21 protein-coding genes are annotated in these 23,652 nt (G+C 72.2%); 9 read left to right on the top strand and 12 right to left on the bottom strand.

The genetic code is table 11. From position 1 onward, the window contains the following. Nucleotides 1-190: 190 nt before the first annotated feature. The 3 genes from H293_RS0121475 to rsmH are packed head-to-tail and all read right to left on the bottom strand — an operon-like array spanning nt 191 to nt 3,768. Entirely contained in the window at nt 191-2,167 is a 1,977-nt protein-coding gene (locus H293_RS0121475; protein WP_020119902.1) for a peptidoglycan D,D-transpeptidase FtsI family protein, read from the bottom strand. Between the two features lie 5 nt (nt 2,168-2,172). After that, nucleotides 2,173-2,751, bottom strand: coding sequence for a cell division protein FtsL (gene ftsL / locus H293_RS49820; protein WP_033415557.1), 579 nt, complete (start codon nt 2,749-2,751; stop codon nt 2,173-2,175). A 60-nt stretch (nt 2,752-2,811) separates the two neighbouring features. Then, entirely contained in the window at nt 2,812-3,768 is a 957-nt protein-coding gene (gene rsmH / locus H293_RS0121465) for a 16S rRNA (cytosine(1402)-N(4))-methyltransferase RsmH (RefSeq protein ID WP_028808068.1), read from the bottom strand. A 353-nt stretch (nt 3,769-4,121) separates the two neighbouring features. Between rsmH and H293_RS0121460 the strand changes: the two genes are divergently transcribed. From H293_RS0121460 to H293_RS0121445, 4 genes are all read left to right on the top strand, one after another. Then, nucleotides 4,122-4,727, top strand: a complete 606-nt coding sequence (locus tag H293_RS0121460; protein WP_078612638.1) for a beta-class carbonic anhydrase — start codon at nt 4,122-4,124, stop codon at nt 4,725-4,727. 272 nt (nt 4,728-4,999) lie between these two features. Continuing rightward, complete coding sequence (locus H293_RS0121455; RefSeq protein ID WP_020119898.1) at nt 5,000-6,034, top strand: AAA family ATPase; 1,035 nt, start codon at nt 5,000-5,002, stop codon at nt 6,032-6,034. Beyond that, nucleotides 6,034-7,401, top strand: coding sequence for a DUF58 domain-containing protein (locus H293_RS0121450; protein ID WP_020119897.1), 1,368 nt, complete (start codon nt 6,034-6,036; stop codon nt 7,399-7,401). Before H293_RS0121455 ends, H293_RS0121450 begins: the two co-directional genes overlap by 1 nt. After that, on the top strand, nt 7,401-9,809 hold the full coding sequence (locus tag H293_RS0121445; RefSeq protein WP_020119896.1) for a transglutaminase TgpA family protein: 2,409 nt from the start codon (nt 7,401-7,403) through the stop codon (nt 9,807-9,809). The genes H293_RS0121450 and H293_RS0121445 overlap by 1 nt, the downstream gene beginning before the upstream one ends. Before the next feature lie 153 nt (nt 9,810-9,962). On the opposite strand, the gene H293_RS0121440 is transcribed toward H293_RS0121445, so the two are convergent. From H293_RS0121440 to H293_RS0121430, 3 genes are all read right to left on the bottom strand, one after another. After that, nucleotides 9,963-10,358, bottom strand: a complete 396-nt coding sequence (locus H293_RS0121440) for a DUF3040 domain-containing protein (protein WP_020119895.1) — start codon at nt 10,356-10,358, stop codon at nt 9,963-9,965. Between the two features lie 277 nt (nt 10,359-10,635). Continuing rightward, nucleotides 10,636-11,406: a methyltransferase gene (locus H293_RS0121435; RefSeq protein WP_020119894.1), complete on the bottom strand. Its 771-nt coding sequence runs from the start codon at nt 11,404-11,406 to the stop codon at nt 10,636-10,638. A 164-nt stretch (nt 11,407-11,570) separates the two neighbouring features. Beyond that, nucleotides 11,571-12,140 (bottom strand): SAV_6107 family HEPN domain-containing protein, encoded by a 570-nt coding sequence (locus tag H293_RS0121430; protein WP_020119893.1) that lies wholly within the window; start codon nt 12,138-12,140, stop codon nt 11,571-11,573. A gap of 180 nt (nt 12,141-12,320) precedes the next feature. Here H293_RS0121430 and H293_RS0121425 point away from each other — a divergent pair, with 180 nt between their 5' ends. The 5 genes from H293_RS0121425 (at nt 12,321) to H293_RS0121405 (ending at nt 18,396) form a co-directional block, all read left to right on the top strand. Further along, nucleotides 12,321-13,076: an ATP-binding cassette domain-containing protein gene (locus H293_RS0121425; protein ID WP_020119892.1), complete on the top strand. Its 756-nt coding sequence runs from the start codon at nt 12,321-12,323 to the stop codon at nt 13,074-13,076. Beyond that, the gene (locus H293_RS0121420) at nt 13,048-15,132 is read left to right on the top strand and encodes a YhgE/Pip domain-containing protein (RefSeq protein WP_020119891.1); all 2,085 of its coding nucleotides are present in this window, start codon (nt 13,048-13,050) and stop codon (nt 15,130-15,132) included. Before H293_RS0121425 ends, H293_RS0121420 begins: the two co-directional genes overlap by 29 nt. 47 nt (nt 15,133-15,179) lie before the next feature. Continuing rightward, nucleotides 15,180-15,812 carry a TetR/AcrR family transcriptional regulator gene (locus H293_RS0121415; RefSeq protein WP_020119890.1) on the top strand — a complete coding sequence of 211 codons (633 nt, stop codon included), beginning with the start codon at nt 15,180-15,182 and terminating at the stop codon, nt 15,810-15,812. A 389-nt stretch (nt 15,813-16,201) separates the two neighbouring features. Next, nucleotides 16,202-16,816, top strand: a complete 615-nt coding sequence (locus H293_RS0121410; protein WP_020119889.1) for a DUF4126 domain-containing protein — start codon at nt 16,202-16,204, stop codon at nt 16,814-16,816. A gap of 77 nt (nt 16,817-16,893) precedes the next feature. Further along, complete coding sequence (locus tag H293_RS0121405; RefSeq protein ID WP_020119888.1) at nt 16,894-18,396, top strand: phytoene desaturase family protein; 1,503 nt, start codon at nt 16,894-16,896, stop codon at nt 18,394-18,396. 16 nt (nt 18,397-18,412) lie between these two features. Here the strand turns inward: H293_RS0121405 and H293_RS0121400 are convergent, their stop codons facing one another. The 6 genes from H293_RS0121400 to H293_RS0121375 all read right to left on the bottom strand — a co-directional run bounded on the left by H293_RS0121400 (nt 18,413) and on the right by H293_RS0121375 (nt 23,648). Further along, nucleotides 18,413-19,390: an SCO2102 family sporulation regulator gene (locus H293_RS0121400; protein ID WP_020119887.1), complete on the bottom strand. Its 978-nt coding sequence runs from the start codon at nt 19,388-19,390 to the stop codon at nt 18,413-18,415. Nucleotides 19,391-19,446: 56 nt separating this feature from the next. Then, complete coding sequence (gene metF / locus H293_RS0121395) at nt 19,447-20,370, bottom strand: methylenetetrahydrofolate reductase [NAD(P)H] (RefSeq protein ID WP_033415556.1); 924 nt, start codon at nt 20,368-20,370, stop codon at nt 19,447-19,449. A 124-nt stretch (nt 20,371-20,494) separates the two neighbouring features. Then, entirely contained in the window at nt 20,495-21,145 is a 651-nt protein-coding gene (gene thiE / locus H293_RS0121390) for a thiamine phosphate synthase (protein ID WP_020119885.1), read from the bottom strand. 93 nt (nt 21,146-21,238) lie between these two features. Then, complete coding sequence (locus H293_RS0121385) at nt 21,239-21,610, bottom strand: Rv2175c family DNA-binding protein (RefSeq protein ID WP_020119884.1); 372 nt, start codon at nt 21,608-21,610, stop codon at nt 21,239-21,241. Nucleotides 21,611-22,050: 440 nt separating this feature from the next. Next, nucleotides 22,051-23,265, bottom strand: coding sequence for an NAD(P)/FAD-dependent oxidoreductase (locus H293_RS0121380; protein ID WP_020119883.1), 1,215 nt, complete (start codon nt 23,263-23,265; stop codon nt 22,051-22,053). 32 nt (nt 23,266-23,297) lie between these two features. Beyond that, nucleotides 23,298-23,648, bottom strand: a complete 351-nt coding sequence (locus H293_RS0121375; RefSeq protein ID WP_020119882.1) for an avidin-fold protein — start codon at nt 23,646-23,648, stop codon at nt 23,298-23,300. Nucleotides 23,649-23,652 lie beyond the last annotated feature (4 nt).

Genomic DNA, 23,652 nt, shown 5'->3' with positions numbered 1-23,652 from the left:
CGGCGGTGAGCGTACCGGGCGCACCCGCTTCGGAGCGAAGTGAGGGGCGGGGGGCGCCCTGGTTCCCGGAATCGGAGGTGATCGTCGTCACGAGGTGGGTCCTGGTGGCCTTTCCGAGGTGCTGATGAGGTGCCGATGAAGTGGGGGTGAGGTGCGGGCGAGGCGCCCGCCCTTGCTGACGCCGTGCTGATCACGGCGTGTAGGACACGGGCAGCTTCGCGGCCTTCGCCCCCGTGGGCGGGACCTGGAGGGTCTTCAGGGCGAACTCCATGACCTTCTTGTAGACGGGTCCGCAGATCTGGCCGCCGAAGTAGCTGCCGCTGGTGGCGTTCTGGATGGCGCAGTAGACGGTGATCCGGGGCTTGTCGGCGGGCGCGAAGCCGGCGAACGACGACGTGTAGCCCTTGTACTTGCCGGTGGCCGGATCCACACGGTTGGCCGTGCCCGTCTTGCCCGCGACCCGGTAGCCGGGAATGCGCGCCTTGGTGCCGGTGCCCTCCTGGTCGTCCACGACCGACTCCAGCATCTGGGCGAGCATCTTGGCCGTCCTGGCGCTGACGACCCTTGTCTCCTTGGGCTTCGCGGCGGGTGTGAAGCGCCCGTCGGGCCCCTTCGTGCCGCGCACGAGCGTGGGTTCGACGCGGACACCGCCGTTGGCGATCGTCGAGTAGACGGACGCGGCCTGCATGGCGTTGAGGGACACACCCTGGCCGAAAGGAATCGTGAACTGCTGCGAGGTCGACCAGTCCGCGGGCTTGGCCAGGATGCCCGGGGTCTCGCCGGGGAAGTCCAGCCCGGAGTAGCGGCCGAGGCCGAACTTGCGCAGGTAGGAGTACAGGACCTGGTTGGCCTGCGCCTGGGTCTTGCCGAGCTGGCCGGTCGCCAGGATGGTGCCGATGTTGCTGGACTTGGCGAGCACGCCGTTGAGCGTGAGGTACCAGGTCTCGTGGTCGATGTCGTCCTTGAAGAGCCGGTCGCCGCGGTGCAGCCGGTTGGGCACGATCACATGCGTGAGCGGGGTGGCGACGCCCTGTTCCAGGACGGCGGCCATCGACATGACCTTGGCGGTGGAGCCGGGCTCGTAGGCGTCCTGGAGGGCCGCGTTGCCCATGTTCACCGTGCTCGCCTTGGACAGGTCGTTGGGGTCGAAGCCGGGCGAGTTGGCCATGGCGAGCACCTGGCCGGTCCGGGTGTCCTGCACTATCACGTACCCGCGGTCCGCCTTGGACTCCTTCACCTGGTCGGTGATCGCCTGCTGGGCGGCCCACTGGATGTCGCGGTCGATGGTGAGCTCGACATCGCTGCCGGGCACCGCGGGGGTCTCCGTGGAGCCCACGGTGGGCACCTGACGGCCGCCCGACTGGGCGTAACGGATCTTGCCGTCCTTGCCGGCCAGCAGGGAGTTCAGCTGCTGCTCGACACCGCCGCCGCCCTTGCCGTCGGCGTTGACCCAGCCCAGTATCCCGGCGGCGAGATCGCCGTTCGGGTACACGCGCTTGGTCGTCGGCACGGACAGGACGCCCGCGAGGACGTTGGCGGTGCCGGGGTCGGTCTCGCTCTTGGTGGCGAGCGCGGACCTCAGGTCCTTGATCTGCTTCCAGACCTGCGGGGTCTGCCGGTTGGCGAGCAGGACGTAGCGGAGCTTCTTGTCCTTGGGGCGCAGCTTCTTGACGATCGTCTCCTGCTCCTGTCCCAGGATCGGGGCGAGCAGGGCGGCGGCCTGCTCGGGGCCGTCGTCGATCTTGAGCTGCTTGCGGGTGAACAGCGTGGGGTCGGCCGTGATGTCGTACGCGTCCTCGCTGGTCGCGAGGGCCACCCCGGCGCGGTCGGTGATCCCGCCGCGCTCGGCGGCGAGCGTGTAGCCCACGTACCGGTTCTGCTCGGCCTTGGCGGCGTACGTGCTCGCGTCGACGGCCTGCACCTGGAGCAGTCGTACGACGAAGGCGGCCAGCACCAGCGTCAGCGCGAGGCCTACCAGCCGCAGCCGGGGGCGGGGGCTGCCCAGGCGGATGGTCTTGGGGGCCGCGGGGCGGGGCGCCGACGGGCGGCGGGCCGGGCGGGCGCCGGGGCCCGGGCGCGCCCGGCCGACGGGGCGGGCGGAGCGCTCGGGGCGCGCGGGTCCCGGCACGCGGCGGCGCGGCGGTTGCCTGCCGAAGTCGTCGGACACTTCCGTCACCTGCCGGGGGTCGGGGTCGTGGGGAGCGGAGTCGTGGGAAGCGGGACGTCCGATGAGACGGCCTCGGGGGCTTGTACGGCGTCCTCGGGGGCCCGGACGGCCGTCTCCGCCGGCGTGGGGCTGGCCGTCGGCATGGGGACGGCCGTGCTGTCGAACGCCTCGGGCGCGAGGACGAGCGGCATCCGGTAGGAGAGCGGTTCGGCGTCGGAGGCGGGGGACGGGACGCCCTTGACGGTGCCGTCGGGGTCGAGGAAGGCCGGGTCGCCGCCGGGCACCATGCCCAGTTCCCGGGCTCGGCGCAGCAGGGCGTCGGGCGCGGAGTAGGCGTCGATGTCCCGCTGCAGGGCCTGCTGCTCGTCGGTGAGGCTCTTGGTGTCCTTCTGGAGGTCGGTGAGCTTGAACGACCCTTCGCTCAGCGCGGAGTTCAGCACCAGCAGCCCGATGAGGCCGCCGCCGAGCAGCAGGACCACCAGGAGCACGAAGGGGGTGCGGGCCGCCTGTCCGGGGCTCGCCGTGCCGGGGAGGAGACGCGCGAGACGAGCCGCCCTCCCCCTCAGTTCGGGTTTCCTACGCACACACCCTCCAGTGAGTCCGGTTTCCCAACCCACTGACGCGCCTCACGCACTTCACGCACTTCACTCGATGGACTCCCTGATTCGCTCGGCGCCTCTGCAACGCGCCGGTGCGGCCCGCCGGTTCTCGGCGATCTCTTCCTCGGTGGGAAGTTCGGCACCGCGCGTGAGCAGCTTGAGCCGGGGCTGGTAGCGCTCGGGGACGACGGGCAGCCCGGGCGGGGCGGTGGTGGCGGCGCCGGCCGCGAAGACCTGCTTGACCAGCCGGTCCTCCAGCGAGTGGTACGACAGCACGGCGATCCGGCCGCCCACCGCGAGCGCCTCCACCCCGGCCGGGATCGCCCGCTCCAGGACGGAGAGTTCGCCGTTGACCTCGATGCGCAGGGCCTGGAAGGTGCGCTTGGCCGGGTTGCCGCCGGTGCGCTTGGCGGCCTGCGGCAGGGAGTCGCGGATCAGCTCGACGAGCCGCGCACTGTTGGTGAACGGCTCCTTGTCGCGCTCGCGCACGATCGCGGACACGATCCGCTTGGCCTGCTTCTCCTCGCCGTACGCCCTCAGGATCCGGACGAGTTCGCCCGGCGGGTAGGTGTTGAGGACCTCGGCCGCGCTCATGCCGGTCGTCTGGTCCATGCGCATGTCGAGCGGGGCGTCCTGGGCGTAGGCGAAGCCGCGGTCGGCCTCGTCGAGTTGCATGGAGGAGACCCCGAGGTCGAAGAGGACGCCCTGCACGCGCGCGATGCCGAGCCGGTCGAGGACGTCCGGGAGTTCGTCGTAGACCGCGTGGACGAGGGTGGCGCGCTCGCCGAAGGGCGCGAGCCGCTCGCCGGACAGGCGCAGGGCCTCCTTGTCACGGTCGAGGGCGACGAGCCGGGCCTCGGGGAACCTCTGGAGCAGGGCCTCGCTGTGGCCGCCCAGGCCGAGCGTGCAGTCCACGACCACCGACCCGGGCCGCTCCAGTGCGGGGGCCAACAGGTCCAGGCACCGCTGGAGCATCACCGGGACGTGTCGACTCTGGCTCAAGGGGCCCTCTCAGGTCCGGCACGGGCCGTACGCACCGCCGGGTCCCCGCCCGCTCATGAAGGGGAGGCCTGCCGGCGCCGGAAGCGTCAGTCGACCGGGAGCGGGAGGAGGCCGAGCCGTACGTACGCGCCGCGCACGTGGGGAGACCCTCCGAGCGCGAGCCGGGGTCTCCGGGGAACGTCAGCAGGGAGGCCTCGCCTCCCGCTTCGCGTCACTTTAGTCCACGGTGTCTCGCGGTCAATCAACCGGCCTGCGCGTCGCGCACCGGCACGGACTCGACGCCTCAAAAGCATGGAAAACACCCGTTCGGGTGCACCCGATACTCTTGTGGGGTACCTCACACAGAAGAGGTGATGACGCTCTTTTTCCCTTCTCACGGCAGGACCGCGACGGCGGTGACCAGTACCGTCATGGTTATGACGACTTCCGCATCCGTTCCCACCGAAGGCGCCATATCCCGCGAAGGCGGTGTGACCGACCGCCTGGTCAACGCCAACGAGCGGTACGCCGCCGCGTTCAGCGATCCCGGTATGGACGCCCGCCCGGTCCTGCACGTCGCCGTCGTGGCGTGCATGGACGCCCGCCTCGACCTGCACGCCGCGCTCGGCCTGGAGCTCGGCGACTGCCACACCATCCGCAACGCGGGCGGTGTGGTCACCGACGACGTGATCCGCTCGCTCACCATCAGCCAGCGCAAGCTCGGCACCCGCAGCATCGTGCTCATCCACCACACGGGCTGCGGTCTGGAGGCGATCACCGAGGACTTCCGCACCGAACTGGAGATGGAGGTCGGCCAGCGTCCCGCGTGGGCCGTGGAGGCCTTCCGTGACGTCGACCAGGACGTACGGCAGTCCATGCAGCGGGTGCGCACCTCACCCTTCCTGCTGCACACCGACGACGTGCGCGGGTTCGTGTTCGACGTGAAGACGGGTCTGCTGCGCGAGATCGACCCCGCCTGACGGCCGCCCCGACTGCCGCCCGCGCGGCCGCCCGCACGGCCCGCCGTAGCTGTCGTTTCGCTGTTGATTTCGGCTCTCGGGATGCCCAAAACGCCGCAAGACCCGACATAGTGCAGCCAGTTGTCCACAGTCGAGTGACACGAATCGGTAACGGCAGCAAGAATGCGGGAGTGACGTCGCGCGGAACCATTCACGCGTGGTGTCCGTGATTCGGGGTGGGCCGGTTGCGCATCACAGCGTCGGCCCGGAAAGTACGGGCCGAGGAGGGCCGGGTGACCACCTATGACGATCGATCGAGCCTCACTGATCTGACCGCCGTCGTCGAGCGGGTTCGCAGTTCGGTGGAGGGCGTGATCGAGGGGAAGCCCGAGGTCGTACGGCTTTCACTGACCGTGCTGCTCGCCGAGGGACATCTTCTGATCGAGGATGTCCCCGGCGTCGGCAAGACCATGCTGGCCAAGGCCCTGGCGCGGTCCATCGACTGCTCGGTGCGCCGCATCCAGTTCACCCCCGACCTGCTGCCCTCGGACATCACGGGCGTGTCCATCTGGGACCAGCAGCGCCGGGACTTCGAGTTCAAACCGGGCGCGATCTTCGCCCAGATCGTGATCGGCGACGAGATCAACCGCGCCTCGCCGAAGACCCAGTCCGCGCTCCTGGAGTCGATGGAGGAGCGCCAGGTCACCATCGACGGTCAGACCTATGCGCTGCCCAGCCCCTTCATGGTGGTCGCCACGCAGAACCCGGTCGAGATGGAGGGCACCTACCCGCTCCCTGAGGCCCAGCGCGACCGCTTCATGGCCCGGGTCTCGGTCGGCTACCCCAGCGCGGAGGCCGAGCTGCAGATGCTCGACATCCACGGCGGGGCGAGCCCCCTGGAGGACCTCCAGCCGGTGGCGCACGCGCACGACATCGTGAAGCTCATCGAGGCCGTCCGCGGCGTCCACGTCGCCGAAACGGTCCGGCGGTACGCCGTCGACCTGGTCTCCGCCACGCGCACCCACCCTGATCTCAGACTCGGCGCGTCCCCGCGCGCGACGCTGCACCTGCTGCGCGCCGCCAAGGCCTCCGCCGCCCTCAGCGGCCGCGAGTTCGCGCTGCCGGACGACATCCAGGCGCTCGCCGTGGCCGTCCTCGCCCACCGTCTGCTGCCCACCGCCCAGGCCCAGCTGAACCGGCGCACCGCCGAGCAGGTCGTGCAGGAGATCCTCCAGCGCACCCCGGTCCCCGCCGCGCCCCAGCAGGGCGGACTCGGGATCGGCCGGACCGCGCCCGCGTATCCGCAGCAGCCGCCGCGGGGCCTGTGATGTCCACCGGCGTGCCCTCGGCCGGCGGCCCCGAGGCCGACCGGGGCGACAAGGGCGGGGTCCGCACGGCACTGGCCGGACTGACCACCCGGGGCCGCTCCTTCTTCGCCGCCGGCATCGCCGCGGCCGTCTGCGCCTACGTCCTCGGCCAGTCCGACCTGCTGCGGGTCGGCCTCCTGCTGGCCGTACTGCCCCTGGTCTGCGCCACCGTGCTCTACCGCACCCGCTACCGGGTCGCGGGCAGCCGCAGGCTCTCCCCCGCGCGCGTGCCCGCCGGCAGCGAGGCCCGCGTCCATCTGCGGATGGACAACGTCTCCCGGCTGCCCACCGGCCTGCTGATGCTCCAGGACCGGGTCCCCTACGTCCTCGGCCCGCGCCCCCGCTTCGTGCTCGACCGCGTCGAGCCGGGCGGCCGCCGCGAGGTCTCCTACCGGGTCCGCTCCGACCTGCGCGGCCGCTATCCGCTGGGCCCGCTCCAGCTGCGCCTGACCGACCCGTTCGGCATGTGCGAGCTGACCCGCTCCTTCTCGACGCACGACACCCTGACCGTGATCCCGCGCGTGGAGGCGCTGCCCCCGGTGCGGCTGAGCGGCGAGGCCAAGGGGTACGGCGACGGACGGCAGCGCTCGCTCGCCCTGGCCGGCGAGGACGACGTGATCCCGCGCGGCTACCGCTACGGCGACGACCTGCGCCGGGTCCACTGGCGCTCCACCGCCCGCTACGGCGAGCTGATGGTCCGGCGCGAGGAGCAGCCCCAGCGCGCCCGCTGCACGGTGCTCCTGGACACCCGGGGCCTCGCCTTCGCGGGCGCGGGCCCCGACTCGGCCTTCGAGTGGGCCGTCTCGGGCGCCGCCTCCGTCCTGGTCCACATGCTCGAACGGGGCTTCTCCGTACGGCTGCTGACGGACACCGGCAACTCCGTGCCCGGCGAAGGCGCCGACGGCTTCGCGGGCGCGAGCCAGGGGACCGCGGACGCGGCCGGCCTGATGATGGACACCCTCGCGGTGATCGACCACTCCGACGGCACCGGCCTGTCGCGCGCGTACGACGTGCTGCGCCGCGGGAACGAAGGACTGCTGGTGGCCTTCTTCGGCGACCTCGACGAGGAGCAGGCCGCGGTGGCCGCCAAGATGCGGCAGCGCAGCGGGGGCGCGCTCGCGTTCGTGCTCGACAGCGAGAGCTGGGTGCGGGAACCCTCCGACGTGCCCGGGCCGGTGGACGAGCGCGAGGCGCCGCTGCGGATGCTGCGGGAGTCGGGCTGGACGGCACTGGGCGTGCCGCGGGGCACCTCCCTCGAAGAGCTGTGGCGTCTCGCGGACCGCGAGCGCACGGGCGTCGGTGCGGCCGGCGCCGGGGAGGCGTCGTGATGAGCGGGCGGGGACGACTGGCGCTGTGCGCGTGGGCGGCCACGCTGATGGCCGCGTGCGCCCTGCTGCCGCTGGTCCAGCCGGTCACCTGGATCGTGCAGGCCGCCTTCCTGCTCGGGGTGCAGACCGTCGTGGGCGCGGCGACCCGGCGGATCCCGCTGGCCCGTCCGCTGACGGTGGCGGCCCAGGCGCTCGTCACACTGGTCATGCTGACCCTGATCTTCGCCCGTGACCAGGCCTTCCTCGGGCTGATCCCCGGCCCGCGCGTCCTGCTGCACTTCGGGGACCTGCTCCAGCAGGGCGGCGACGACATCGCGCGGTACGCGATCCCGGCGCCGCTGGCGTCCGAGGGCATCAGGCTGATGGTCCTCGGCGGTGTCCTGATCGTCGGGCTCGTGGTGGACACCCTCGCGGTGACCTTCCGCAGCGCGGCCCCGGCGGGCCTGCCGCTGCTCGCGCTGTACTCCGTCGCCGCGGGGCTGTCCGAAGGCCACGGCGACTGGTTCTGGTTCCTGGTCGCGGCGATCGGCTATCTGCTGCTGCTCCTGGCCGAGGGGCGCGACCGGCTCTCCCAGTGGGGCCGTGTCTTCGGCCGGGCGCCACGCTCCCCGGGCGTGGACTCCGGGCCGGTGGCGCCGGTGCGCACCGGCCGGCGGATCGGCGTGGCGAGCCTCGGCATCGCCCTCGTGGTGTCGGCCGTCCTGCCCTCGATGAACGGCGGTCTCCTGGACGCCACCGGGGCGGGCGTGGGCGCCGGGAACGGCAGCGGCGGCACGATCTCCGCCGTGAACCCGCTGCTCTCGCTGCGCGACAGCCTGAACGTGGACGAGGACCGCCAGGTCCTGTCCGTACGGACCCAGAGCAACGACACCTCCGACCTGTATCTGCGGATCGTCTCCCTGGACGACTTCGACGGCCGGACCTGGAAACCGTCCAAGCGGTCCATCGGCGCCGTACCGAAGGACTTCCCCACCCCGATCGGCCTCGGCCCCGACATCAACCGCGCGGAGGTCAAGACGGCCATCTCGGCGGCGAACTGGTACGAGCAGAGCTATCTGCCCATGCCCTACCCGCCCAGCGGCGTCCAGGTCCGCGGCAACTGGCGCTACGAGCCCGAGGGCATGGCGCTCGTCGGCGACCACGGGCAGAACACGCGCGGGCTGACGTACGAGGTGAAGAGCCTGGACGTCGAGCCGACGGCCGAGCAGCTCGCCGCGGCACCGGCCGCGCCGCCGGCCATCGAGCGCGAGTACACCGACCTGCCGGACTCGCTGCCGGCGGTGGTGGCCAGGACCGCCCGCGAGGTCACCGCGGGCGCCAAGAACCCCTACGAGCAGGCGGTCGCGCTCCAGGACTACTTCGCGGTGACCGGGGGCTTCGAGTACGACACCCAGGTACAGGTCGGCGACGGGCCCAACGCGATCGCCAACTTCCTGCGGGACAAGCAGGGCTTCTGCGTCCACTTCTCCTTCGCCATGGCGGCGATGGCCCGCTCGCTGGGCATTCCGGCCCGTGTCGCGGTGGGCTTCGCGCCCGGCACCCCGCAGGCGGACGGCTCGGTGTCGGTGGGGCTCAAGGACGCCCACGCCTGGCCCGAGCTGTACTTCGAGGGAGTGGGATGGACCCGCTTCGAGCCCACCCCGACCAGGGGCACGGTGCCCTCGTACACCGTCCCGGACGCCACCGGCAACGTCGACCCCGGTGCGGCGCGGCCCTCCGCGGGGTCGTCCACGGCTCCGTCGGCCTCGGCCTCGGCGAGCGAGATCTGCTCGCCCCAGCTGCGGAAGCTTCAGGCGTGCGACAGCGCGTCCCCGGCGGCCGCGGCCGCCAAGGGCGGTGACGGCCCCTGGTGGGCCGTACAGGGCCAGTGGTGGTATCTGAAACTGCTGTTCTGGCTCTTCGTCGGACTGCTCGTGCTCGCGGTCCCCTCGGCGCCGATGCTGTGGCGGCTGCGCACCCGTTCGGTACGCCTGGGCGGGTACGGCCGCAGTGCCGAGGGGGCCGCCGCGCACACCCTCGCGGCCTGGCAGGAGCTGACCGACACGGCCTGGGACTTCGGGATTGCGCCGGACGACTCGCAGACGCCCCGTAGAGCGGCCGCGCGGATCGTGCGGCTCGGGCATCTCGACCCGCCGGCCGCGGCCTCGGTGCACCGGGTGGCGGACGCCGTGGAGCAGGTGCTCTACGCCCCGCGGCCCCGTCCGACGGCCGGACTCGCACAGGACGTCCACCAGGTGATCGGCGGACTGCGCGGTTCGGCAGGCCGGCGCACACGGGTGCGTGCCCTGATCGCCCCGCGTTCCACCGCGAGGGTGGCGTGGGCGGTCTCTGAGTGGTGGGCGGGGGTCAGGACACGTGTGGCGGCGGCCCGGCCGACCCTGCGCAAGCCGTCGGGTCAGAGCGGCTGAAGAACGCCGCCCCGCAGGCGGCAGAACGACGGTGGCCCGGGCCTCTCGAAGGCCCGGGCCACCGAGCTGCGCGCAGGACATGCGTGAGGGGGTGAGCACCCGATTGGGTGCTCACCCCCTCAGAACATCTGTGGGAACTGCTTGTCGGGCCGGCTACTGGCCGCCCTGCTCATCGCGGCGCTTCTGCCAACGCTGCTCGATCCGGTCCATCACCGAGCGCTTCTGCCGTCCCTGACGACGGGCGTGCGGAGCGCCCGCGGCAGGTTGCTCGCCCGGCTTGGGGGCCTTGCGCCAGCCGGTCACGGCGAGCACCGCGCACCCCAGCATGACGAGGAAGCCCACCACGCTGAGCCACACCTGCTTGGCGACCACTCCGGCCATGAGGAGCGCGATACCCACGAGGAAGCCGGCGACCGCCTGGTAGACCCGCCGCCGGGTGTACGTACGCAGCCCGCTTCCCTCGAGCGCCGACGCGAACTTGGGATCTTCGGCGTACAGCGCTCGCTCCATCTGCTCGAGCATGCGCTGCTCGTGCTCCGAGAGCGGCACGGCGTCCTCCTCATCGTGCAGTCGCCGGGGCGACTCGGGGGGTCTCTTCAGGATAGGCAGGGAATCGCCCCCGTGAAACCCGCCCCTCTGCGCCAATTGGCCAACCGGATTCCGCCATGAACGCTCCGGCTGCTGAATCTTGTCATTCCCCAGCGGCCGTCCCGTCATGCCGGGCGGTCTCCCTCGATCATACGGCGCTGAGCGCGCTATCGGGGGGCCTGTGGCGTACTCCATGTGCCATCAAGTACCTGATCAGCACTCCGGCACAGGGGGCGGCTCAGGCCTCGGCTGCCTCTCGCGTCTCACCGAGCACATGGAGCTGGGTGGCCACGGAGTGGAAGGCGGCGAGCTCGGCCGCCGCCTCCTCCAGCTTCAGCAGGGCTTCCAGGGCGCCGGGCTCGGTGTCCACGAGTACGCCGGGGACGAGGTCGGCGAAGACCCGCACGCCGTGCACGGCGCCCACGGTCAGGCCCGCCCCCTCGACGAGCGCGGTGAGCTGGTCGGCGGTGAAACGGCGCGGCACGGGGTCGCCGTCGCCCCAGCGGCCGTTCGGGTCGTCGAGCGCCTGCCGGGCCTCCTTGAAGTGTCCGGCCAGGGCCCGCGCGAGCACGGCGCCGCCGAGACCGGCGGCGAGCAGGCTGAGGACGCCCTCGGGGCGCAGGGCGGCCACCACGTTGCGCACGCCTTCGGCCGGGTCGTCCACGTACTCCAGGACGCCGTGGCACAGCACCACGTCGTAGCCGCCGCGCTCGGCCACGTCGAAGAGGCCGTGGGCGTCTCCCTGGACGCCGCGCACCCGGTCGGCGACACCGGCCTCGGCGGCGCGGCGCTCCAGGGCGAACAGCGCGTTGGGGCTGGGGTCCACGACGGTGACCTGGTGGCCGAGGCGGGCCACGGGCACCGCGAAGTTGCCGCTGCCGCCTCCGGTGTCGAGGACGTCCAGCGCCTGGCGTCCCGTGGCCTTGACCCGGCGGTCGAGGGCGTCCTGGAGGACCTCCCAGACCACGGCGGTACGGAGGGAGGCGCGGGGTCGCAGCGGGTCCGACACGACAGTTGACTCCTCGGCGCGGAGGGGAAGGCTTCAGGCGCCTTCCACCCTATTGCCTCCGGTACCCCGCCTGGTCACTCCGGTGCCGTGACCGGCCGCTTGTCTCGTACGGCGGACCCTGGCCGGGCCCCGGTGACCCGTAACGCGGCCCGCCGGTCACCCGGTCACCCGGCGTCCGGAAAGCCTCGGTCGGTGCCGTGGCCGCTCTCCTGCGGACCCTCCGCGTCCTGGCGTGGCTGCGGCAGGACCGGCTGGAGCACCAGCATCCGCTCGACGAGGCGCAGGAACATCGCCACGTCGCGTATGAGGTCGTCCGCGTCCCGGCGGCTGGCCGCGCCCTGGATGCCGGCTTCGGCCCGGGCGCGGCGCCGGGCTCCGGAGGCGAACAGCGCGCTCCACTCGGTGAGTTCGGGCGCTATCTCGGGGAGCACTTCCCAGGCGCTCCGGATCTTGGCGCGGCGTCGGGGCGTCGGCTCCGGACGCCCCCGGGCGGCGAGCACGGCGGCCGCGGTACGCAGGGCGGCGAGATGGGCCGTCGCATAGCGCTCGTTCGGCGTCTCCAGCGCCGAGGCCTCGTCGAGGGCGGCGCGGGCCTGGGCGAGCAGGTCGAGGGCGGCGGGCGGGGCCGTCGCCCGGCGCAGCACGGGGTGCACGTCGCTCGCCGGGCCGGTCAGTGAGGGGGCAGGGCCGGTGGCGCGGCGCCGACGGGCGGCGGCTGCGTGGTAGCTGGCCATGACGAACCTCCTGTCGTCTGGTTGACGGCAGCTCGCGCTACGGAGTGCCGTATGTGCCCATCGTGAGGTATGCCACTGACAATCCGTTCTGACCTGCGCTTTTGCTTCGATCGAAGGTTCGGGTTAGTTTTTGCACTGACCAGTCAGTTCAAAAAGTTCGCGATTCAAGAAGATCAGGGGGTGGCCGTGGACGGAGTCACTGTCACGGCCGAGGGTTTCGGCCTGAAGGGGCCCCGCGGCTGGGCGTTCCGCGGGATCGACCTCGCCGCGGAGTCCGGCGCGTTGATCGCCGTGGAGGGGCCGTCGGGGTCCGGTCGTACGAGCCTGCTGCTCGCGCTCACCGGGCGGATGAAGGCCACCGAGGGGACGGCGACCGTGGGCGGGGCCCGGCTGCCGAAGCAGCTCGCGGCGGTGCGCCGGTTCAGCGCGCCGGCGAACGTCGCCGGGGTCACCGACCTCGACCCGGCCCTGACCGTCGGGGAGCATCTGCGCGAACGGGCGCTGCTGCAGCGCCGGTTCGGCGACTCGGTGCGCGCCCTGCTGCGGCCGCGCGAGGAGCGTACGGCCGAGGCGAGGCTGCGGATCGACACCGCGCTGTCGGCCGCGGGGCTCGCCCCGGAGGCGCTGCCCAAGGGCGCGCGAACGGCCGTACGGGATCTGGAACGCCTGGAAGCCCTGCGGCTGTCGATCGCCCTGGCGCTGATCGGCCGTCCGCGGCTGCTCGCCGTCGACGACCTGGACCTGAAGCTGTCCGACGCCGAACGCACCGAGGCCTGGGCGCAGCTCAGGTCCCTCGCCGCGGCAGGGACCACGGTCGTGGCGGTGTGCAGCGAGGCCCCGGAGGACGCCGTGACGGTGTCCACGCGACCGGCTGACGAGAAGGACGAGACGAGTGAGGAGACCACCGATGCGTTCGCCGAGACTGGCCGCGCTTGAGCTGCGCCGCTTCGGCAGGGGGAAGCTGCCGCGCGCCGCCCTGGTGGCCCTGCTGGTGCTGCCGCTGCTGTACGGCGCCCTGTACCTGTGGTCCTTCTGGGACCCGTACGGCCGCCTGGACCGCATCCCCGTCGCCCTCGTGAACGACGACAAGGGCGCCACCGCCGACGGGAAGAAGCTGACCGCGGGCGACGACCTCACCAAGGGGCTGCGCGAGAGCGACACCTTCGACTGGCACGAGGTCGGCGCCGCCGAGGCGCGTGAGGGCGTCGAGAACGGCACCTACTACCTGTCGCTCACCATGCCGGCCGACTTCAGCCGGCGTATCGCCTCCAGCGCGGGCGACTCCCCCGAGACCGGCGCCCTCCAGGTCCGTACAAACGACTCCAACAACTACATCGTCGGGCAGATCTCCCGGACGGTCTTCGCCGAGGTGCGCCAGGCCGCGTCCACCAAGGCGTCGCGGTCCTTCCTGGACCGGATCTTCATCTCCTTCTCCGACATCCACGGCGCCACCGTGAAGGCCGCGAACGGGGCGGACGACCTCGAAGGCGGCATCGGCAAGGCGGAGAAGGGCTCCCAGGACCTCGCCGCGGGCCTCGAGCAGGCCAAGTCGGGCAGCGGCAGGCTCTCCGACGGGCTGGCGAAGCTCGACAAGGGCTCGGGGGACCTCGCGGACGGCGCGCGGCAGGTCGCCGACGGCACCCAGAACCTCGCCGACAAGGTCAACGGGGTCGCGGACAAGGCGGGACCCTTCCTCAGGGACAACGAGGAGACCATCGGCGACACCGCCAGGCTCGTCGCCGACTCGGCCGGGGCCGTCCGCCACAATCTCGACACCCTGGTCAGGACCGCTCCGGCGGCCGCTCAGGGAGCACACAAGGCCGCCACCGCCCTGAACGCCGTCTACAAGGCGCGCTGCACGGACCCGGTGCTGCCGGACCCGGCCTGCGCCGACCTGAAGAAGGCCCAGCAGGCCGCCGCCGACGTGGCGAAGGTCGCCGACGACGTCAACGCGCTCGTCGCCGACCAGAACGGCGACCTGAAGAAGCTCGACGGCCAACTCGCCACGCTCCAGCGGCAGGCCCGGACCCTCGCCGAGCGGGCACCCCACCTCTCCGAGGACCTCGACGACGCCGTCGCCAAGATCAACAAGCTGAACCAGGGCGCCGGCAAGGTCGCCGCCGGCGCCAGGACGCTCCACTCCGGCCTCGGCACCGCGAGGAGCGGCGCACAGGACCTGGACGCGGGCCTCGGCAGGCTCAAGACCGGGGCCGACACCCTCAGCGGCGGCATGTACAAGCTCGCGGACGGCTCCGGGAAGCTCTCCGACGGGCTGCACGACGGCGCCTCACAGATCCCCGACTACGACAAGAAGGCCCGCGACCGGCGCACCGACGTGATGGCCGACCCGGTCCAGCTGGTCTCCAAGGACCTGCACAAGGCGCCGAACTACGGCACCGGATTCGCCCCGTACTTCATCCCGCTGTCCTTGTGGGTGGGCGCGATGGTGGCGTACATGCTCATCACCCCGATGAACCGGCGTGCTCTCGCCGCCGGTGCCGGGGCCTGGCGGATCGCGCTGGCGGGATGGCTGCCCGTGGTGGCGATCGGAGTGCTCCAGGTCGTGGCGTTGATGTCGGTGCTGCACTGGGCGATCGGCCTCCAGATGGTGCGGGCGGCCGGAACCGTGGGCTTCCTGTTCCTGGTGACCGCCTGCTTCGCGGCGATCGTCCAATGGCTGAACGCACGGTTCGGAGCGGCGGGCCGGATCCTCGTCCTGGCGCTGCTGATGCTCCAGCTGACGTCCGCGGGCGGCACCTACCCCGTCCAGACCAGCCCGGAGTTCTTCAACGCACTCCACCCCTTCCTGCCGATGAGCTATGTCGTCGAGGCCCTCAGGAGGCTCATCACGGGCGGAGGTCTCACTCCGGTGTGGCACGCGTGCGTGGTGCTCCTCGCCTTCACCGCGGGTGCCCTCGCGCTGACCGCCGTCTCGGCCCGTCGCCGGCAGGTGTGGACGCTGGACCGGCTGCACCCGGAGCTGACCCTGTGAGCCCTTCCGCGACCTCAGGGGCGTCCTCACCTGTGAGAATCAGGACCATGGAAAGCAGCAGCGCCACGGCGGGCGTCAGTACGCGTCGCGAGGCCACCCGGCAGAAGCTCTACGAGGCGGCCGTCACGCTCATCGCCGAGCAGGGCTTCTCCGCCACCACGGTCGACGAGATCGCCGAGCGGGCCGGAGTCGCGAAGGGCACGGTCTACTACAACTTCGCGAGCAAGTCCGTCCTCTTCGAGGAGCTGCTGCGGCACGGCGTGGGGCTGCTGACCGCCTCCTTGAGGGAGGCGGCGGAAGCGACGGCCCGCGCGGGCGGCGGCAAGGTGGACGCCCTCGACGCGATGATCCGCGCGGGCCTCGTCTTCATCGACCGCTACCCGGCCTTCACCCAGCTGTACGTGGCCGAGCTGTGGCGCACCAACCGGGCCTGGCAGTCCACGCTCATGGTGGTCCGTCAGCAGGCCGTGGCGGTCGTGGAGGGCGTGCTGCGCGAGGGGGTGGAGAACGGCGAGTTCAGCGACGAGATCGACGTCCCGCTGACCGCCTCCGCCCTGGTCGGCATGGTCCTGGTGGCCGCCCTGGACTGGCAGTCCTTCCAGCCCGAGCGGTCCCTGGACGACGTGCACGCGGCGCTGTCGCGGCTGTTGCAGGGCCGGGTGAGCGGGCGCAGGGGCTGACACCGGACTGACAGGCGAAAGCGCCGGTCCGATGTGGCCGCGTCCCCCGCGGGCCACCTCGAACCGGCGCCTTCCCTGCTCCCCCGATCCCCCGTTTCCCCCGTCCCCCCGTTGGGCCCCCGTTCGGTCGTTCCCCCGCTTTCCGGGTTCCCCCGTGCCTCGCTCCCGCCGACCTCGGCCGGCGGAAGGAGCGGATCCGGGGCGGCTCCGTTCCGGCGCCCCGTGTCGCCGGTGCCGGAGCCGTTCCCCTTCGCCGTGCCCCCACTCTCTCGTCCACGCAGGTCGGGGCCCATCCGCGCGCGTACTCAACTCACCCACTAGGTACGCGTACTCAGGCCTGCGCGCTCACCCCCAGGACGGCTTGTCGCCGACTGGTTACGATCGCGTCCGTGTCCGTACTCCCCTTGGTGTTCACCAGCGGCTGGGCCAGCGGTGTCAACGCGTACGCGGTGGTGCTGCTGCTCGGCCTGTTCGGCGCGACGGGACTGAGCGACGACGTCCCCGAGACCCTGCAGCGCCCCGAGGTCCTCGTGGTGGCGGGCCTGCTGTTCCTGTGCGAGGCGGTGGCCGACAAGATCCCGTACGTCGACTCGGCGTGGGACGCGGTCCACACGGTGATCCGTCCCGTCGCCGGCGCCTGGGTCGGTGCGCTGCTCGCCGGTCAGAGCGGGTCGCTCTCCGACGTGGCCGCGGGCCTGATCGGCGGTTCGACGGCACTGGCCAGCCACACCGTCAAGGCGGGCACCCGCATGGCGGTGAACGCCTCCCCCGAGCCCTTCAGCAACATCGTCCTGAGCCTGGCGGAGGATCTCGGCGTCGCCGGCATCGTCACCTTCGCGGTGTTCCACCCGGAGGCAGCGGCGATCATCGCGGGCCTCCTGCTGGCGGCGGGACTGGTGGTGCTGTACTTCCTGATCTCCCGGATCCGCAGATTCCGGCGCCGCCGGGCCCTGCGGCGGGAGGAGAGACGGCTGGCGGCACGCATGGAGCGACCACCGGTCTGACCGCGCCGCGGCCGGAGACGGTCCCTCCGTGACGGCCCGCGGCCGGAGTGTCAGTGGCGGCCGATAAAGTCGCAGGCATGGCACGGATTGCGGTGATCGGCGCCGGGATGGGCGCGATGGCGGCCGCTGCCCGGCTGGCCGTCGCGGGCCACCGGGTGGCGGTGTACGAGCGTACGGAGACGTACGGCGGGGCGGTGCGCCGCTTCGAGCGGGACGGGTTCGCCTTCGACACCGGGCCGGGACTGCTCACGCTCCCCGCGGTCTACCGCGACCTGTTCATCAAGACCGGCAAGGAGCCGCTGGAGTCCCTGGTCGAACTGGTCCAGGTCGACCCGTCGTCACGGCACGTGTTCACGGACGGCACCGAGGTGTCCCTGCCGAACGCCTCGCGCGCGGGCGTGGTCGCCGCGCTGGACGAGGCGCTCGGCGCGGGCGCGGGCGCCCGGTGGGGCGACTTCCTCATCCGGGCCCGCGAGGCCTGGGACCGCACGCGCAGGCCGCTCCTGGAGGAGCCCCTGTGGCCCAACTGGCAGGTGCTGATGCGCGAGCCCTACCCGGCGGTGCCGCACAAGCGGCTGCTGCGCACCCGGCGGGCCTGCACGCTGCAGGAGATCGGCGGCTGGGAGCTGCGGGACCCCCGCCTCGCGGCCCTGCTGTACGGCCACGCGCTCGCGTACGGCGTGGACCCCGGCAGCGCCCCGGCGAGCGCGGCCGTCCTGCCGTACATGGAGCACGCCTTCGGCACCTGGTATGTCCGGGGCGGCATACGGGAGTTGGCGCGCGCGGTGTACGAGCGGTGCGTCCGGCGCAAGGTCGAGTTCCACTTCGGCGCGGAGGTGACGGGCGTCCTGGAGAAGGACGGTCGCGCATCGGGCCTGGAGCTGTCCGACGGGACCGTGGTGGAGGCGGACACCGTCGTCGGCGCCGGACCCTGGCGACTGCGCGGCCTTGTACCGGGCCGTGAGCTCTACGGCGCGAAGGACGTACGGCCCGACGCCGAGGGCCTGCGCCCGGGCCGGGTCGTGGTGTGCCTCGCCCTGCGGGGCGCGCGGGAGCCGGACGCAGCGCACCGCACGGTGGTCTACAGCCCTGACCCGGAGGGCGAGTTGCACCTGTTCGCGCACGGGGAGACACCCGACCCCACGGTCCGGATCGACCGGCCGGACGACCCCGCCCTGCGCCCCGACGCGGACCACGAGTCCGTGGTGCTGACGGCGACCGTGCCCTGCGGACTCGGGCACGACTGGACCACACCGGCCGTCGTCGAGAGCTTCGCGGACCGGATGGTCGCCGCCGCCGAGCGGGCGGTTCCGGGATTGCGCGAGCGGATTCTCTGGCGTGAGGTGCGGACGCCGGTGCACACCGAGCAGGAGACGGGGGCCGAGGGCGGCGCCGTCCCCCCGCCCTCGCTGTCCGGCGGCGAGGGCACCCTGCACCCGTCCAACAGCACTGCGGTACCGGGCCTGTTCACCGCCGGCGGCTGGTCGCACCCAGGCGGCGGCATCGCCCACGCGGGCATGTCGGGCGCGTTGGTAGCCGGACTGATCGTGGAGGGACCGGAGTTCCGCGGTTCCCAGTGAGGGGAGCCGCCCGGCGTCAGAAGCGGTACTGCTCGTCGTACCCCTGGCCCTGGTTGTGCTGCCCCTGGCCGCCGTTGTCCGGGTAGTAGCCCTGCTCGGGCGGGAGTTCGCCGCCGTAGGACTCGTCGGTCCGCTGCTGCGGCACCCACACGCCGCCGGACGGGGTCTCGCCGCCGTACGTCCCGCCGTACTGGTCGTAGCCCTGCTGGACGAACTGCTGCTGGCCGCCGTAGGAGGTGTCGTACGACCCCGCGCCGTAGGTCTGGGTGCCGATGTACGGGTCGGAGTAGGCGGCGTACTGCTGCTGTCCGGCCTGGTCGTAGCCGTACTGCTGCTGGTCGTAACCGGTATAGCCGTCGTAGCCGTAGGTCTGGTCGGCGGCGGCCGTCGCGTACTGGTCCTGGGTCTGCCCGGCGGCCCCGTAGGACTGGCCGCCGGTGTAGGAGGCGTCGTTGTACACGCCGTAGGAGCCGGTGTCGTCGGGCAGGGGCTGCGGCTCGTAGACGGCGGTGGTCTCGGCGGCCGTGGGGCCGGCGGAGCGGGCGGGCGAGAAGACGTCGTCGCGGTCGTACTCGTCGTCGTGTCCGTAACCGGCGCCGGCCGGGCGGCCCTGGTCGTGTCCGAGCTCGTCGCCGTAGTCCGCCTCGCCCGTCTCCAGGTCGGAGACCTCAAGGCCGGGCTCCTCGTGGCCGCGCTCCCGGCGGCTCTTCTTGCCGCCGGTCAGACCGCCCAGCGCGGCCGGCGGGTTGACCGCCCAGCCCTGCTCGAAGCCGCGACGGAACGACAGGGTGACGTAGGTCTGGCCGACCGCGAAGGCGATCGCGCCCAGGCCGATGACGATCACCGACGGGATCAGCACGCCGAGGACCACGCCGAGGAAGCCCACGAAGGCGAGCAGCCGCCAGCGCAGCCGCGCCTTGTACTGCAGCAGCACCTCGCCGAGCAGCCACAGCGCGACGAATCCGAACGCGATGTAGAGGACCGTCCAGCCCATGTACGCCCCTCTCCCAGTGACCGCTACGCAGTGTGTCGTATATCCGTGCGGCCGGTCTAGGCCTGCGGTCGATGGTGCAGACCCAGGTTTTCGTAGATTTCCAGCGTCGCCGTGGAGTTGTTGAGCGTGATGAAGTGCAGTCCGGGCACTCCCTCGGACAGCAGCCGTGCGCAGAACTCCGTGGCGAACTCGATTCCGATTGAGCGTACAGCGACCGGATCGTCCTTTGCTGTGAGGATCCGCTCTTTCAGGACGGAGGGGATGCTCGCGTTGCTGAGCTGCGGCAGTCGCTCCAGCATCCGCACGCTGGTCACGGGCATGACCTCGGGAATGACGGGGGTCTCGCAGCTCGCCGCGTGGACTCGGTCACGCAGCCGCAGATAGGACTCCGGCTGGAAGAACATCTGGGTGATGGCGTAGTCCGCGCCGGCGCGGCACTTGTCGACGAAGCGCGCGACGTCGGCGTCCCAGTCGGCGGAGCGCGGGTGCATCTCCGGGAAGGCCGCGACGCCGACGCAGAAGTCGCCCGACTCCTTGATGAGCCGGACGAGTTCGGCGGCGTAGGTCAGGCCCTGCGGGTGCGCCACCCACTCGGCCATCGGGTCGCCGGGCGGGTCGCCGCGCACGGCCAGGATGTTGCGGATCCCGGCGTCGGCGTACTGGCCGATGATGTTGCGCAGCTCCGCGACGGAGTGGTCGACCGCGGTGAGATGGGCGACCGGGGTCAGGGTGGTGTCCGCGACGATCTGCTGGGTCTCCTTGACGGTGCCCGCGCGGGTGGAGCCGCCGGCGCCGTAGGTGACGGAGACGAAGTCCGGGGCGACCGCCTCGACCCTCCTGAGCGCGCTCCACAGGTTCCGCTCACCCTTGGGGGTCTTCGGCGCCGAGAACTCGAAGGAGTACGTCGTCTTGCCCGCGGCGAGCATGTCACGCACGGTGCGTGCGCGGTCAGTCCTGGTGGATGCGGTTCCTAGGGCCATACCGGCAGGTTAGCCAGGGGGCGGCGGTCACCCAACCAGATCACGGAAATTTGCCCGTTTTGTCGACTTGTTGTCCCACCCCTCGGACACCAGGCCGATCATGCGACCGGCCGGCACATGCCCGTCACCGCGTGTCACGCAACCGCTTCGCGAACTCCGCGGCGGCCGCGCCCGGATCGTCCGCCTCGGTGATCGCCCGGACGACGACGACCCGGCGGGCGCCGGCCTCCAGGACCTCGTCGAGGTTGCCGAGGTCGATGCCGCCGATGGCGAACCAGGGGCGGTCGGTGCCGAGTGCGGCGCTGTACCGGACCAGGTCGAGGCCGGGAGCGTGCCGGCCGGGCTTGGTGGGGGTCGGCCAGCAGGGGCCGGTGCAGAAGTAGTCCACGCCGTCCTGCACGGCGGCCGCGGCGGCCTCCGCCTCGGCGTGCGTGGAGCGGCCTATGAGGACGTCCTCGCCGAGGATCGCGCGGGCGGCGGGGACGGGCAGGTCGCCCTGGCCCAGGTGCAGTACGTCGGCCCCGGCCGCGTGGGCGACGTCGGCCCGGTCGTTGACGGCGAGCAGCTTGCCGTGCCGCGCGCAGGCGTCGGCGAAGACCTGGAGGTGCTCCAGTTCCTCGGCCGCCTCCATGCCCTTGTCCCGCAGCTGCACGATGTCGACGCCGCCGGCCAGGACCGCGTCCAGGAACTCGGCGAGGTCGCCCTGTCGCCCGCGGGCGTCCGTGCAGAGGTAGACACGGGCGTCGGCGAGCTGGGCGCGGGCGGTGTCGGGCATGCGTGAGTCTCCCCCGGGTTCGGTGCGTACGGGCCGTGCCGGACCGTGGCCGTGGCCCCGGCGGTCACGGCCCGTACGCCGGTGTGGTTCGGATCAGACGGCGAGCGCCTGGGCCCGGCGCTTCACCTCCGTGCCGCGATTCTCGCTCAGGGCCTGCGCGGGGGTGCCGGGCAGGCTCTCGTCGGGCGTGAAGAGCCACTCCAGCATCTCTTCGTCGGTGAAGCCGTCGTCCCTCAGGAGCGTCAAGGTCCCGGCCAGGCCCTTGACGACCTTCTGTTCGGCCCCGTCGATGAAGGCGGCGGGGACGTGCAGCGCGCGGTTCTCACCACGGCGTACGGCGATGAGCTGGCCGTCCTTGACCAGCTGCCGCACACGCGTCACCTCGACATCGAGCATCTCTGCGATGTCGGGGAGGGTGAGCCAGGCGGGGACGAGAGCATCGATCTTTGCGTCAATCTCGGTCACGGGATTAAGCGTGCCATCCCGCACTGACAGTCGGAAGCCGGGGCGCCTCCGGCGGGGGAACGAGGGGCGCGAATGGCCGGGGATTGACTCCAGCAGAACCGCGCGGGTCTCGATGACCCGGCACCACCGACTCCGCCGCGCAGGCCGCAGCGAGCCGCCGGAAAACTCCGCACGGCGGACCCGCTGCCAGCCCCCGAGACTCCGCCGCCCAGGCCCACAGCCAGCCAGCCACCCGATTACCCCACCGCTCAAGCCCGCTGCCAACCAGCCCGAAACTCCACCGCCCAGGCCCGAAGCCAGCCCCCGAGACTCCGCCGCACAGGCCCACAGCCAACCAGCCCGAAACTCCACCGCCCAGGCCCGCAGCCAGCGGCGCCGAAACCTCCGCTGTGCAGGGTCGCCGCTGCCCGCCCGAGATGCCCGAGACGCCCGGCCCTCGCCTACGCCGTCGCCGCCTTCAGGGGCCTCGCCGGGTCCACCAGCAGTTCCGGGGCCATCTCCGTGCCCGCCTCGATCAGGCGGCGGCCCTGGGCCAGGTCGCGGGGCCGGCCCACCGCCAGGAGGGCGACCAGGCGGTTCTCGCGCAGCCAGCACACCGTCCAGGCCGGGCCGGAGGGCTCGCCGCGCCACAGGGTCGTGTCGGCGGAGGCGTGGTGGCCGACGTACTGGACGAAGCGGCCGAACTGCTCGGACCAGAAGTACGGGACCGGGTCGTAGACCGTGGGGGTCTCGCCGAGGATGTCGGCGGCCACCGTGCGGGGACCCTGGAGGGCGTTGTCCCAGTGGTGGACCAGCAGGCGCTCGCCGTACCGCCCCGAGGGGAAGGAGGCGCAGTCGCCGACCGCGTAGACATCCGGCACGGAGGTGCGCAGGCGGTCGTCGGCGACGACCTCGCGGTGGGCGCCGAGTTCGATGCCGGAACCGGCGAGCCAGGCCGTGGCGGGCCGGGCACCGATGCCGACCACGACCGCGCCCGCGGGCACCCGCGAGCCGTCGTCCAGGACGACCCCACCGGGCTCGACGCGCTCCACGCGCGCGTGCGTGCGCAGCACGGCACCCGCGTCGGCGTACCAGGAGGTCATCGGCGCGGCCACCTCGGCGGGCAGGGCGCCCGCGAGCGGCCGGTCGGCGGCTTCCACGACCGTCACCGCGCAGCCCGCCTCGCGCGCGGCGGTGGCGAACTCGGCGCCGATCCAGCCCGCGCCGACAACGACGATGTCGTGCTGCCGGGCGAGCACGGGGCGCAGCCGCTCGGCGTCGTCCAGGGTGCGCAGCAGATGCACCCCGGGCACGCCCTCCGTGCCGGGCAGCCGGATCGGCTCGGCGCCGGTGGCGAGGACCAGGACGTCGTACGGGAAGGGCCCGTCCTCGGTGTCCAGCTCGTGCGCCTCGGGGCGTACGCCCAGCACCTCGCGGCCGAGCAGCAGTTCGATGCCGAGGGCCTCGAAGTCCAGGTCGAAGGCGGAACCCTCGGCCTTGCCCAGCAGCACGGCCTTGGAGAGCGGCGGACGGTCGTACGGCTGATGGGGCTCCGCGCCGATCAGCGTGACGGTTCCGCTGAAGCCCTGCTCGCGCAGGGCGACCGCGGTCTGCACCCCCGCCATGCCCGCGCCGACCACGACCACCCGCCGCTGCGCCTGCGTCTGCTCGCTCATTTGATCACCATAGTCAGCTGACAATCAGTCAGTCAGGAGTCGTGCGCAGTGACCTGCTCCACAACGCTCGTCCCGCTGCCCGGCTGCGACTCCCACTCCCAGGTCTCCTCCAGCCGCACCCGGCCGTCGGGGAGTTCCACGACCGTCGAGACGCAGTGCCCGGAGGATGTCGTTCCGTCGTGCTTGAGCTGCACGTAGCGGAAGTCGAGCCGGTCCCCCGCGCGCGTGCCGACCAGGTACCCGCGTACGACGTCGCCTCCCGTGTACTCGGCCCAGATCTCCCCGTCCTTCTCGTGGTACGTGAACCGGGTCCGGGTACCCACCTGACCTGGAGCCTGGTCGGCGACAGGGGCGAGAACGAGACCGTCGAGCGAGCGTGCCACGAGA

This window comes from Streptomyces canus 299MFChir4.1 (genome assembly GCF_000383615.1).
Taxonomy (GTDB): domain Bacteria; phylum Actinomycetota; class Actinomycetes; order Streptomycetales; family Streptomycetaceae; genus Streptomyces; species Streptomyces canus_C.
This window is presented reverse-complemented; position numbering and strand designations above follow the sequence as displayed.

Excerpts from the sequence above, each read along its gene's own strand:
- H293_RS0121460 (WP_078612638.1), top strand. The coding sequence starts at position 4,122 with ATGACGCTCTTTTTCCCTTCTCACGGCAGGACCGCGACGGCGGTGACC.
- H293_RS0121450 (WP_020119897.1), top strand. The coding sequence starts at position 6,034 with ATGTCCACCGGCGTGCCCTCGGCCGGCGGCCCCGAGGCCGACCGGGGC.
- H293_RS0121445 (WP_020119896.1), top strand. The coding sequence starts at position 7,401 with ATGAGCGGGCGGGGACGACTGGCGCTGTGCGCGTGGGCGGCCACGCTG.
- H293_RS0121430 (WP_020119893.1), bottom strand. The coding sequence starts at position 12,140 with ATGGCCAGCTACCACGCAGCCGCCGCCCGTCGGCGCCGCGCCACCGGC.
- H293_RS0121420 (WP_020119891.1), top strand. The coding sequence starts at position 13,048 with ATGCGTTCGCCGAGACTGGCCGCGCTTGAGCTGCGCCGCTTCGGCAGG.
- H293_RS0121415 (WP_020119890.1), top strand. The coding sequence starts at position 15,180 with ATGGAAAGCAGCAGCGCCACGGCGGGCGTCAGTACGCGTCGCGAGGCC.
- H293_RS0121405 (WP_020119888.1), top strand. The coding sequence starts at position 16,894 with ATGGCACGGATTGCGGTGATCGGCGCCGGGATGGGCGCGATGGCGGCC.
- H293_RS0121400 (WP_020119887.1), bottom strand. The coding sequence starts at position 19,390 with ATGGGCTGGACGGTCCTCTACATCGCGTTCGGATTCGTCGCGCTGTGG.
- metF (WP_033415556.1), bottom strand. The coding sequence starts at position 20,370 with ATGGCCCTAGGAACCGCATCCACCAGGACTGACCGCGCACGCACCGTG.
- thiE (WP_020119885.1), bottom strand. The coding sequence starts at position 21,145 with ATGCCCGACACCGCCCGCGCCCAGCTCGCCGACGCCCGTGTCTACCTC.
- H293_RS0121380 (WP_020119883.1), bottom strand. The coding sequence starts at position 23,265 with ATGAGCGAGCAGACGCAGGCGCAGCGGCGGGTGGTCGTGGTCGGCGCG.